This window comes from Kitasatospora sp. NPDC057542 (assembly GCF_042801945.1).
Classification (GTDB): Bacteria; Actinomycetota; Actinomycetes; order Streptomycetales; family Streptomycetaceae; genus Kitasatospora.
In genome coordinates this window covers 22330-33324 of the sequence record NZ_JBHVFE010000005.1, presented here as the reverse complement: position 1 = coordinate 33324, position 10995 = coordinate 22330, and the positions used below count along the sequence as shown (strand labels likewise).

Genomic DNA, 10995 nt, shown 5'->3' with positions numbered 1-10995 from the left:
TCGAACGGCGGTACTGCCTGAACCCCCGGTCGGGACCGCCGTGCGTCAGATCGGTAGGTCCCAGCCGGGCCCGTCCTCGGTCCGGAGCCATACCCGCTGACCGGTGGCCGAGACCGTGATGCCGAATCCCTCCTGGTGCGGTTCGGCGGCGGCCTGCCAGCGGTGCACCGCCTGCTCGACCCGATCCCACAGACGGACGGGACCGCGCTGCACGACGGTCCATCCACCGTTGGGGTCGGGGGCCGTCCGGGCCTGCGAACCGGTGGACACGTCCCAGAGGATCTGGTTCGCGCCCCGCCCCATGCGTTCGGCCGAGGGCGCTGCGAGCTGTGCGACCCAACCGCCGGTCCAGTCGTCGAGCTTCGCGGGGTCGATCCGGCTCGGGCGCTCTTCCCCGGGGAGCAGGGCCGGCGTCGGGCGGGGCGGCCGGTCGTGGGGCCGGGCGATCATGAAGCTGGTGTAGCCGGGCAGGAACCGGCCCGTGGCCTGTCCGGGGCCGGTCACATCGAGCAGCGCGAGGGCGTTGGCGTAGCTCCACCCGGACAGGGTGACCAGGATTCGTCCGCCTGACTTGACCTGGTGCAGCCACGGGAGCGGGATGTACCGGACCGAGCAGGTGGCGATGAGCCGGTCATACTGCCCACCGTCCGGGTCGCCGCGCAGCCCGTCACCGATGATCAGGCGGGGCGCGAAACCGGCTGCCTTGAGTGCCGCCGCGGCGGCCCCGCCCACCGCTGGGTCGTACTCGATGCTGGTGAGATCGGCGTCCCCGAGACGGTGCGCGCCGAGGGCGGTCGAGTAGCCGGTTCCCGTGCCGATTTCCAGCACCCGGTGTCCGGCCTCGGCGCCGAGCTGCTGCCACATGCGCAACACCAGCGATGGCAGGGTGGACGACGACGACGGGGAACCGTGCACGGTCCCCTCGGTCACGTCGTCCGGCCTGGTGCGGCCGTCGAGTTGAGTGATCAGCGTTTCGTCGGAGTAAACCCCCTCCAGCCATCCGGGCTCGCCCTCCCGGACGGGGCGGTAGCCGGTGGGGACGCTGCCTGCCACCGGCAGGAAGTAGGAGCCCGTGAACAGCTCGCGGGGCACCGCCCTGACGGCGCTGCTCCACTCGGGTTCCGTGAGGGTTCCGTCCTCGGTGAGTCTGTCCGCCAGGGAAGCGCGAAGCCGAGCTGCTGTGCTCACGTGTCGGGGCCTTTCTCCAGCTGGTCAGCGATGGCGTGGGCGACTGCCGCGGTGGTCTCCGCCGGCTGCCACGCCCACTGGCCGTTCGGGTTGCACTCAAGGAGGTACCAGTCTCCGGCGGTGGTTACCGCGAAGTCGAACGCGCCGTAGGTCAAACGCAGTTCGGCGAGGTAGGCGACGATCGCACGCGCCATCGACCTCGGTACCTCGATCGGTGTGCACGTCATGAGGTTCTGGCGGTGGCGCCAGTCGAGATCGGGGCTGTCGATCCGGACCCCGAACACTCGGCCGCCCACGGCGGTCACCCGCACGTCGAACACCTTGTCGACCCTGGTTTGGAACATGTGCGGGCAGACGGACACGGAGTCGGTGATCTCGGCCGCGTGCACCTCTCGGACCCACACACCGTGCGGCTGGTCGTTCACGCGGTAGGGCGTGTTCCACAGCGGCTTGTAGACCACCCCGCAGGGCTGATGAGTGGCGAACTTCCGTGCCTCGCCCGGGTCGTTGGTGATCACCGTGTCGGGCACCAGGAACCCGCAGCGTCGTGCGACCGAGAGCTGCGCGGGCTTGAACTCGGCGGCCCGGTTGTTCCACGGGTGGTTGACGTAGTACGCGTCGGGCAGAGACGCCAGGATGCCGCCCGTTCCCCACAGCGCTTGCACTGCGGCGAACCGGCGGTCCTGGCCGCTCAACCCGGATGGCCCCTCGTAGGGCGAGGGCCTGCGCACCCAGACGGAGCGAATCCGGGTGGTGTCGAGTTTCCGGCTTGCCGTGCGAAGGGTGCCCCGCTGTTCGCTCGTGCGGTACGTGGCGGTCAGCGAGGCATCCGCGTGCAGGTCGGCGCCGGGGTCGAGGCGGACTGCGGGAATCCGGCGTTGGGCGAGGATCCGCAACACCACGTCCGCTGTCACGTCATAAGAGTTGGTCAGCACCAGTACCGACCTGCTGTCACCCATCAGCCGGAACTCTGGTCCTGGTCGTACGACTCGGTGCTGTCCGCGTCGGTCGCACCTCCTGGACCGGACCCGTCACCGGGGGTGGTGGTAGTGGGCGTCAGGCCGCTCGTGCTGGTGCCGTGGCTGCCCAGCTCGACCGTCCGGCCGTGCTCGTCCACGATGACCGCGATCTGCGTTTCGGGGTCGATCACGGGCGTGTACGTCGGGACCGTGGTGGTGGCCGCGTACGGCTCCATTCGTTGCGTGCCCCACGGTGCGAGCGTCTGCGTCATCTGTTCTGTGCCTCCGTTTCCGTCTTTGTGAAGGAAGTTCTTCGGTGTATTGCGAGTACATCGCAACTCACCCTCACTGAACAGGCATTGTCCGTAGTCCCGGAGTTGTCCCGCTCATGCTGGCGGTAGGATCGCGGTCACTGTCGATGATGGGATTGGCCCGTGGACGACCCGATCCGGCACCCCCTTGCCTATGCGCGTGGACTGCGCGGCTGGTCTCAGGGAGACCTCGCCGCCCACCTCGACAGAGCCGCTCGCGGCCATGGGCTGCGCTCCGGTGCCGACAAAACCGCCGTGAGCCGGTGGGAGAACTGGCGCAAGACCCCGAACGTCGAATCCCAGCTCCTCATCGCCGAAGTCTTCGGCGTCACGGCTTCGGAGACGGAGGCGTACGGCTGGCCGTACTGGCTGCCCGGGCGCGACGAGCCGCTGTCGTTGGGTTCCGCCCACACCGTCCAAGCACTCCACGACGCACAGAGAGCTCTCATGGACCGCCGCACCTTCATGACGTACAGTGCCGTTTCTCTGGCGGGACTCGCCGCTCAGTGGGCCACGATCGAGCCCGAGCGTCTCACCTCCGCGCTGGACGGCAGACGGGTGGACGACGAACTCGTGGACTGGCTGGAAGTGACCGGCAAGCAGTTGACGGCTTTGCCGACCGAACAACGTCAGCACACAGTCCGGTTGATGGAGGCCCAGCTGGCCACGGTGACCGACCTGATCGCCGCCGGCCGCCACAGCGAGACCACCGGCCGGCGCCTTCACCTGCTGGCCGCCTCCCTGGCCACCACCTGCGGCTGGTACCGCTTCGACCACGGCCGGCACTGGGCGGCCGGCAAGCTCTGGGGAGCCGCCCTGCAGTCCGCCCATGCCGCGGGTGACCGCGACCACGGCGCCGGAGTGCTTTCAGACTTCGCCTATCAGTCGAACTGGCTCGGCGAACCGAAGGTCTCCGTTGATCAGCTTGGATACGCCTTGTCCGGAACGCGGCACCCGACCGCCAGGTCGCTGTTGCTGCTGCGCCGGGCCAGGGCGCACGCCGCCCTGGGCGAGCGCACTGCCTGCTTCCGCGACCTGTCGGAGGCCGAGACCGCGCTCGGGGCGGAGTCCGTCGACCCCGCCCCGGACTGGTGTGCGTGGATGAGCCCAGCAGACCTTGCCGTCGACTCCGGTCAGTGCCTGCTCGACCTCGGCCGCACCGAGGAAGCGCACGTCCGGATCGCCGATGGCATGGCGATGCTGCCCCGTTCCCGCGACAAGACACGCGGGATCTTCCTGACGTACCAGGCCGGCGGCTACCTGCAATCCAACGACATCGAACAGGCGCTGGCCGTCACCCGGGAGTCGCTGGACCTGGCCACACGCATCGGAGCCCCACGGTGTGTCGCCCTTGTGCGCGACCTTGCGCCCGCCTTCAAGCCCTACCGCCAGGTCGACGGCGTCCAGGAGTTCTTGGAACGACTCAAAGTCTGTTGACGGAGCGGGCTTGCCCGGTTGGGCGCTGGAAGAGGGCGACGATGGCATGAGCCGGCTGCCGGTGCTCGCAGCTCGCGGGGAAGACCCGTGTTCCACGCCATGCGGATGTGCGGCGCAGACGGTGTCCACGCCGCGGAAGAACGGGCCCAGGTCCTATGGCCGGCCGGGCTGACGGGTGGCCCCGACGACATCGTGCTGTCTCTGCACGCCCTGGTGGCACAGAGCAGGCGGTCCACGACCTGCGCGCCGCACTCTGCCACGTCAGCAGCGCATCGGACGCCGTCTGACGCGACCGCGCGGGGCAGCCGCGGCGCGTCCGTCGCCGGAGCGGCCGTGTGCGGACAAACGGTGGCGGACGTACGAAGCTGGTGGGAGCGGCGGGTGCGGGCACCGCGCCGCCTCGATTCCGTACAGAAGGGTTCTCCACCATGGCTGCCACCTCGTCTCCCTCCCCCGACGGCCTGCAGCGCGCCGTGCGGATCGCCGCCCCGGGTGCGGCGCCCGAGCTGTCCGAGGTCCCGGTCCGCGAGCCCGGGCCCGAGGCGGTGCGGATCGCCGTCGAGGCGTGCGGCGTCTGCCACTCCGACCTGCTGATCGCCTCCGGTGCCCTGCCCGGCACGACCTTCCCGGTCACCCCCGGTCACGAGATCGCCGGCCGCATCGACGCCCTCGGCGAGGGGGTGGAGGGTTGGAAGGTCGGCGACCGGGTCGCCGTCGGCTGGTACGGCGGCAGCTGTGGACGCTGCGACGCCTGCCGCTCGGGCGACGGCATCCACTGCCCCCAGCTGCAGGTCCCCGGTGCGGCCTACCCCGGCGGTTACGCCGACAGTGTCGTCGTTCCGGCCATGGCCCTGGCCGCGATCCCCGGCGAGCTGACGGCCGCCGAGGCCGCGCCGCTGGCCTGCGCCGGGATCACCGTCTTCAACGCCCTGCGCCGCTCCGACGCCCGGCCCGGTGACACCGTCGCCGTCCTGGGCCTGGGAGGGCTGGGCCACCTGGGCGTCCAGTTCGCCCGCGCGATGGGTTTGCGCACCGTCGCCATCGCCCGCGGTGCGGAGAAGGAGCCCCTGGCGCACGAGCTCGGCGCCGAGCACTACATCGACAGCACCGCCGGTGACGTCGCCCAGGCGCTGCGGTCGCTCGGCGGCGCGAAGGTCGTCCTGGCCACCGTCACCAACGCCGACGCCATGTCCGCCACCGTCGACGGACTCGGCCGGCGGGGCGAGCTGGTCATCGTCGGCGTCTCACCCGATCGGCTCGCGATCAGCCCGCTGCAGCTGATCAGCGGCGACCGCAAGGTCTACGGCCACTCCTCGGGCACCGCCGTCGACATCGAGGACACCCTGCGCTTCGCGGCCCGCACCGGGGTGCGGGCGTGGATCGAGCAGGTGCCGCTGGAGGAGACCGCCGCCGCGGTGGCCAGGATGGCCGGCGGCCGGGCCCGCTTCCGCATGGTCGTCACCACCGGCCGCTGACCACCCGGCCGACGCCGGGGTCCCGGACCCTCCGGTAGGTTGGCGCCGCGAGCGACTACACCGGGTTCGAGTACGACGAGGACGAGGGCTTCACCGAGGTGCAGCGCGAGTTCACGGACGCTCTCGCGGCTCGCGCGCGGTCCTGGCCGGTGGATCCCCTGAGCTGCGTGGTCCTGGTCGCACCGCACACCCCGTACGGTCAGCTGCCGGCGTACCTGGACATCGACGACCCGGTGCGCGGACGGGGCGTCCTGACCATCGGGTGTCACTTCGACGGCACCGGCGTCCGTGGCGACAGGCTCCACAACCAGTGCTTCACCCTTCCCGACGAGCCCACCGAGTTCGCGTTCGGCACGTCCGGCAGCCCTGCCGAAGCGGCCCACCGCACGGCCGACTGGTGCGAGGCCGTCCTCGCACGGCCCCTGGTCCGCGCTCGTCCGTCGACGCGGAGAGGCATCCGGCTGACGCCGAGTGGGCAGCGACAGATCACCGCACCACCCGGACGAACCCGGTGCCGCACGCGGCCGCGGTGAGGAAGGCCGTGACGGCGGCCTTGGCCGCGCGCGGGTCGGAGCGGTCGTACGGGTTGTGGGAGAGCACGAGTCGGCGCCGGCCGTCGGCGGTGCCGGCGACCATCGTCGAGTAGCCGGGGAGGTCTCCGCTGTGGCCCCGGAAGACCCCGCACGGGGTGTCGAACCGGGCCAGCCCCAGCCCGTATCCGCGTCCCGGTCCGGCGTCCGCCGTCCTGGTCATCTCGGCGATCTCGGTGGGCCGCAGCAGGCGGCCGTCCAGCAGGGCGGCGGTGAACCGGTTGAGGTCGGCGGCGCTGGAGATGCCCTGCCCGGCGGCGCCCATGACGGACGGGTTGAGTTCGGTGACGTCCACCGGACCGGTCGAGAGCTTCACGTACCCCTGGGCGTGGGGGCCGGGCAGTAGCGGCGACTGCCCGGGCATGGTGGTGTCGTGCAGTCCCAGCGGCCGGATGACCCGCCGGTCGACCTCCCGCTGCCAGGAGTGGCCGGTGATCCTCTCGACGAGCAGGCCGGCGAGCAGGTAGTTGGTGTTGGAGTAGTGCCAGCCCTGCCCCGGCGGGAAGTACGGGGCGTTGCCGTTGGCGAGTGCGAGCAGTTCGGTCGGCTGGTAGGTGTGCCAGCGCGGTCCGGCCAGCCAGCTGCGGTACTGGGCCTCGTCCTGCGGGTCCAGGCCCGGAGCGTCGGTGTAGTTGTACAACCCGCTGGTGTGGTTGAGCAGTTGGCGGACGGTGATGGCCGCGCCGTTCGGCACCGCGCCGGGCAGGTGGCGTTCGATCGGGTCGTCCAGGCCGATCCGCCGTTCAGCGGAGAGCTGGAGCACGACGGTGGCGACGAAGGTCTTGGTGACGCTGCCGATCCTGAACCGGGCGTGCGCGGGTACCGGCGCGCCGGTGGCCAGGTCGGCGACGCCCGCCTGCCCGCGCCAGACGGTCCGCCCGTCCTGGCGGACCTCGCCGACGGCCGCCGAGGAACCGGCGTCGACGATGCCCTGCAGCGTGGTGCGCAGCGCGGTGGCCTCGGCGGTGTCCGGGGGCAGTTCCCGGTCCTCGCCCGTCGACTGGACGGGGCCCGTCGGCCGGGCGGTGGATGCGGCGAAGCTCGGGGCGGCGCCGGCGCCGAGCATGGCGGCGGCGGCCAGGAACGCGGCCGCCGAGCGGATGCCGAATCCCGGAGTGCGCGGATGTGTCGTCACGTCGGACATGGGCTGCTTCCCTCCAGGGGCAGGCGCGCATCGCCGCCCTGGAATCGAGCCTGCCGGTGGGGTCCCTGCCGGGGCATCCGTCGGAGGTGTCGCGCGCTGTCCTACCTGGGACCGGTCGAGCCGGCCGGGCCCCATCCGGCAGGCTTACACGGGTGGGCGCCATGATCCTTCCACGGAACGGAAGTTAGAGTGAGACGGTGACCGCTCTCCCTGAGAATCCGCCGATCAGCGACGCCGAACGCGACAAGGCCGTGCAGCGCCTGCAAGAGGCGTTCGCCGAAGGGCACATCTCCCACGAGGAGATGGACGACCGCCTCCACCGGGTGCTCACCGCCAGGACGCACGCCGACCTCGCACCGTCCCTGGCCTCGCTCCCCGAGCCGAACCCGGAAACCACCCCCACCATCGCCGCCGCCAGCGGGCGCCTCGTGCGCCGCGGTCCCTGGCGGGTTCCCCGCACCTTCAAGGTGGTGTCGGCGTTCGGCCGGGTGCACCTGGACCTGTCGAAGGCGCTCATCGAACACCCGGTGATCGACATCGATTTGGGACTCGGTACCGGCAGCGCCAGGATCACCGTCCCCCGTGACGCCGTCGTCGACATCGACGGCCTCCAGGGAGGCTGGAAGGACGTGCGCTACACCCCTCCCCGCCGTCCCTCGGTGGGCAACCCGACGATCCGGATCACCGGAACCACCGGCTTCGGCCGGCTGAAGATCCGCCACGCGAGGAACTGAGGCGCATCACCGGCAGTGGCGGTGGCCGATCCGGCCCCCTGCCTGTCAAGTGCTCTCCAGGCGGCACCAGTTGTTCGTAGCGCCGGCGACCGGCCGGCGGATCACGACGCCCCGGAGCCGAACCGGCCCGCGATCGGAACCCGGGCCGTACGGACCGCCCCCTGCTCCGCCGACAGCACCCGCCGCAGGGCGGCGAGCACCTGCCCGTCGCCGGTGGGCGGCTGCGGTGAGTGCCAGGCGATGTGGCCGTCCGGGCGGACGAGGAGGGCTCCGGTGGCCGCCGGGAGGCCGGTGGCCTCGGACCAGCCGGGAGCCGACAGGGTGTGCACGGTGACGGGCAGTCCTGCCGCCGTCGCCGTGTCCGCCTGCCGCTGCCAGCAGGCGTGCTCCCCGGCCGTGAACAGGGTGAAGCCGGGCTCGACCAGGTCCAGGGTGGACGCGGCCCCGGGCGGGCCGGCGAGCCGCAGGTGGGGGAGTCGGGTGCCGGGCGCGCCGTCGGGGTGTTCGTGCTCGGGGTCCAGCGGCGGCCGTTCGGGGCCGCCCGGGTCGGCGAGGACCGCCGTCGAGCGGTAGGCGGCGGTGAGCAGCAGCTCGTCGTCGATCCGGTAGCCGGTGCGGGCGCGGGAGTTGGCGAGCGAGACGTCGATGACCTGCCGGGCCACCGGGCGGCGCTCGGTCTCGTAGGTGTCCAGCAGTGCTTCGCCGGCCGTCCCGGCGGTGACTGCCGCGAGCTTCCAGGCCAGGTTGTCCGCGTCGCCGATTCCGGCGTTCATGCCGTGCCCGCCGGTCGGTGGCACCACGTGGGCGGCGTCGCCCGCGAGCAGCACCCGGGCGCGGCGGTAGGTGTCGGCGAGGCGGGCGTCCATTCGCCAGGTCATGGTGTCCCGGACGGTGACCGCCAGCCCGGGCAGCCCGGCGGCCTCCCGGACGAGTCGGCCGAGCGCCTGGTGGTCGGCCGGCAGGGCTGCGGTGTCCGCGTCTTCGGGGTCGTACGGGTGCTGGTAGATCCACTGCCGGTCGTTGTCGACGGCCAGGAAGCCGCCGCGGCCCGGCTCGGTGAGGAAGTACGAGGCGCTGGCGCGGTCGGCCACCACCTCGCCGAGCGGTGCCTCGAAGCGGATGCTGAGGAAGTGGCCGAGGCCGGTCGGCCCCGCCATCGCGATCCCGGCCGTCTCGCGGACTGTGCTCGACGCGCCGTCGCAGCCGACCAGCCAGTCGGCGCGCACGGTGTGGCGTTCGCCGGTGTGCCGGTCCTCCAGCAGGGCCCGGACGTGTCCGTCCTGCTGGGTGAAGGAGAGCAGCCGGGTGGCGAACCGGACGCCGTCCGGGGCGAGTTGGCGGGCGCGTCGGAGCAGGACGGCCTCCAGGGCGTCCTGCGAGCAGATCAGCCCGGGCGAGGGGGTGCGCTCGGCGCCCTCCGCCTGGCCGGCCGCCACACCGGTGCGGACGAAGTCCGGGTCGACCAGGTCGCGGCCCCGGTAGAAGAACACCTGAGAGGCCGGGAGACCGGCCCGCCGGACCTCCGTCTCCAGGCCGCACCGCCGGAAGACCTCCATCGAACGCGCCGACACCCCACGGGCCTTGGGGTGGTGCGAGGTGGCCGGGTGCGCCTCGACGAGCAGGTGCGGCACGCCGTGGCCGGACAGCAGGACGGACAGGGTCAGGCCGACCGGGCCTCCGCCGACGACGAGCACGGACGTGGTCTCCGGGAATCGCATGCCACCACTCCTCAGTAACGCCTTCCGGGATATTTTGAAGTTACCATGGTGTGGACGACACCTCTCCGACGTTTCGAGGCGACCCCATGGCCCAGCCCCAGCCCCAGGACAGCGACGGCGACGGCGGCGGCGGCAACCCCCGCGGGCTCCACTTCCTCACCGAACTCGCGAACACCGTCCGCGAGGACCCCGACGCGGGCGCCGCCGAACTCCAGGCCCTCCTCGACCGCCACGGAGGCCCGCCCTTCCGGCTCACCGACGCCGACGCCCGCGAACTGCGCACCGCCACCGCCGAGGTGATCGCCGTCCTCGAAACCGACGACCCGGACCGGGCCGCCGAGCTGATCAACGCCCTGCTCGACCGCCACCCGGCCCGCCCCCGACTGGTCCGCCTCCCCGGCCGGCCCTGGTCCCTGCACACCCACGCGCCCGCCGACGCCGGCCTCACCCACTGGCTGCTCTCCACCGCCGCTCTCGCCCTCGGCCTGTGGCTCAGCGAACGCGGCGGCTGCGCCTGGGGCCGCTGCGCCGCCCCGGGCTGTGAACGCTTCTTCATCGACACCGGCCGCCGCACCCCGCAGCGCTACTGCACCCCGCGCTGCGCCACCCGCGTGCGCGTCGCCGCCCACCGGGCGCAGAAGGGGGAACGGATCTGAGACCCGCGGAGGGGGCAGGGGCGCCGCCGGGTACCGGTCGCCGTCCCCGGCGCCGCCATGGCCGAACCCCAGCGCTGAGTTCGTACACCGATCCGGGCCGTCGACCCCACCCCCATGGTGCGGGACGTAGCCTTTGGGTCGCCCGTGCCGCCCCGGCACCCCAGGGGCGGTAGGCCGTCGCCCGCGCCCGCCTCCTCCGTTGACGACGGTCGTTCGAATACGTCACGCTCGATGGACGGCCGAGGGCGGGCGGTCGAACGTGCCGCGCGTGTCGTGTGTCGCGCGCCGCCCGATGCCCCGGCCCGGATGTCCACCGTGCACCCCGTGTGGAGGTACCGCCATGTCCAAGCGCCGTCTCGCCGTCCCCGGAGCCGCCGTCGCCGCTCTGACCCTCGCCGCCCTGCTCCTTCCGGTCACCGGCGCCCACGCCGCGCCGCCCGCCGACTCGTGCACCCAGAACTGGAGCATCAGCTCCGGCGAGGGCTACGCGAACGGCAAGACGTGCAACAACCACGCCAAGCTCGTCGGCACGGTGCACGACACCAAGGCGGACGGGCGCTGTCCCTACGTGCGCGGCAAGCTCTCCAACGGCGGCCACGTCGACAGCGACTGGGCCGGCGGCAAGGGCAAGTCCCGCGCCATCACCCTCTACGCCCCCTCGGGCGCCCACTTCACCAGCGTCTCCATGCGCTACATCGGCTGCTGACGCCGACGGCGGGCGGGTAGCCGCCGTCCGCTGCCCCAAGCCGATTCGGCCTCCACCCACGGAGGTGGAGGCCGAAT

The 10995-nt window shown here is 72.2% G+C and carries 10 protein-coding genes; 5 read left to right on the top strand and 5 right to left on the bottom strand.

Annotated elements, in window-relative coordinates:
• Positions 1 to 45: 45 nt before the first annotated feature.
• The 3 genes from tgmC to tgmA are packed head-to-tail and all read right to left on the bottom strand — an operon-like array spanning position 46 to position 2419.
• The gene (gene tgmC, locus ACFU7Y_RS01535) at positions 46 to 1188 is read right to left on the bottom strand and encodes an ATP-grasp peptide maturase system methyltransferase (protein WP_380765964.1); all 1143 of its coding nucleotides are present in this window, start codon (positions 1186 to 1188) and stop codon (positions 46 to 48) included.
• Positions 1185 to 2147: an ATP-grasp ribosomal peptide maturase gene (tgmB, locus tag ACFU7Y_RS01530; RefSeq protein WP_380765962.1), complete on the bottom strand. Its 963-nt coding sequence runs from the start codon at positions 2145 to 2147 to the stop codon at positions 1185 to 1187. Before tgmB ends, tgmC begins: the two co-directional genes overlap by 4 nt.
• Positions 2147 to 2419 (bottom strand): putative ATP-grasp-modified RiPP, encoded by a 273-nt coding sequence (gene tgmA / locus ACFU7Y_RS01525; protein ID WP_224276539.1) that lies wholly within the window; start codon positions 2417 to 2419, stop codon positions 2147 to 2149. Before tgmA ends, tgmB begins: the two co-directional genes overlap by 1 nt.
• Positions 2420 to 2581: 162 nt before the next feature.
• Here tgmA and ACFU7Y_RS01520 point away from each other — a divergent pair, with 162 nt between their 5' ends.
• Positions 2582 to 3895: a helix-turn-helix transcriptional regulator gene (locus ACFU7Y_RS01520; protein ID WP_224276541.1), complete on the top strand. Its 1314-nt coding sequence runs from the start codon at positions 2582 to 2584 to the stop codon at positions 3893 to 3895.
• A gap of 428 nt (positions 3896 to 4323) precedes the next feature.
• A complete protein-coding gene (locus ACFU7Y_RS01515; RefSeq protein ID WP_224276543.1) occupies positions 4324 to 5370 on the top strand; it encodes an alcohol dehydrogenase catalytic domain-containing protein in 1047 nt (348 codons plus the stop codon).
• Between the two features lie 486 nt (positions 5371 to 5856).
• On the opposite strand, the gene ACFU7Y_RS01510 is transcribed toward ACFU7Y_RS01515, so the two are convergent.
• Positions 5857 to 7104, bottom strand: a complete 1248-nt coding sequence (locus ACFU7Y_RS01510; RefSeq protein WP_224276545.1) for a serine hydrolase — start codon at positions 7102 to 7104, stop codon at positions 5857 to 5859.
• A 197-nt stretch (positions 7105 to 7301) separates the two neighbouring features.
• On the opposite strand from ACFU7Y_RS01510, the gene ACFU7Y_RS01505 reads away from it, so the two are divergent.
• The gene (locus ACFU7Y_RS01505) at positions 7302 to 7838 is read left to right on the top strand and encodes a DUF1707 domain-containing protein (protein WP_224276547.1); all 537 of its coding nucleotides are present in this window, start codon (positions 7302 to 7304) and stop codon (positions 7836 to 7838) included.
• A gap of 101 nt (positions 7839 to 7939) precedes the next feature.
• Here the strand turns inward: ACFU7Y_RS01505 and ACFU7Y_RS01500 are convergent, their stop codons facing one another.
• Entirely contained in the window at positions 7940 to 9556 is a 1617-nt protein-coding gene (locus ACFU7Y_RS01500; RefSeq protein WP_224276549.1) for an FAD-dependent monooxygenase, read from the bottom strand.
• Between the two features lie 86 nt (positions 9557 to 9642).
• On the opposite strand from ACFU7Y_RS01500, the gene ACFU7Y_RS01495 reads away from it, so the two are divergent.
• The gene (locus ACFU7Y_RS01495) at positions 9643 to 10212 is read left to right on the top strand and encodes a CGNR zinc finger domain-containing protein (RefSeq protein WP_224276551.1); all 570 of its coding nucleotides are present in this window, start codon (positions 9643 to 9645) and stop codon (positions 10210 to 10212) included.
• Positions 10213 to 10552: 340 nt separating this feature from the next.
• A complete protein-coding gene (locus tag ACFU7Y_RS01490) occupies positions 10553 to 10918 on the top strand; it encodes a hypothetical protein (RefSeq protein WP_224276553.1) in 366 nt (121 codons plus the stop codon).
• Positions 10919 to 10995: the final 77 nt, after the last annotated feature.

What these genes read in the sequence shown, in the direction of transcription:
- ACFU7Y_RS01515 (WP_224276543.1), top strand. Translation starts at nt 4,324, where the DNA reads ATGGCTGCCACCTCGTCTCCCTCCCCCGACGGCCTGCAGCGCGCCGTG.
- ACFU7Y_RS01510 (WP_224276545.1), bottom strand. Translation starts at nt 7,104, where the DNA reads ATGTCCGACGTGACGACACATCCGCGCACTCCGGGATTCGGCATCCGC.
- ACFU7Y_RS01495 (WP_224276551.1), top strand. Translation starts at nt 9,643, where the DNA reads ATGGCCCAGCCCCAGCCCCAGGACAGCGACGGCGACGGCGGCGGCGGC.
- tgmB (WP_380765962.1), bottom strand. Translation starts at nt 2,147, where the DNA reads ATGGGTGACAGCAGGTCGGTACTGGTGCTGACCAACTCTTATGACGTG.
- ACFU7Y_RS01500 (WP_224276549.1), bottom strand. Translation starts at nt 9,556, where the DNA reads ATGCGATTCCCGGAGACCACGTCCGTGCTCGTCGTCGGCGGAGGCCCG.
- ACFU7Y_RS01490 (WP_224276553.1), top strand. Translation starts at nt 10,553, where the DNA reads ATGTCCAAGCGCCGTCTCGCCGTCCCCGGAGCCGCCGTCGCCGCTCTG.
- tgmA (WP_224276539.1), bottom strand. Translation starts at nt 2,419, where the DNA reads ATGACGCAGACGCTCGCACCGTGGGGCACGCAACGAATGGAGCCGTAC.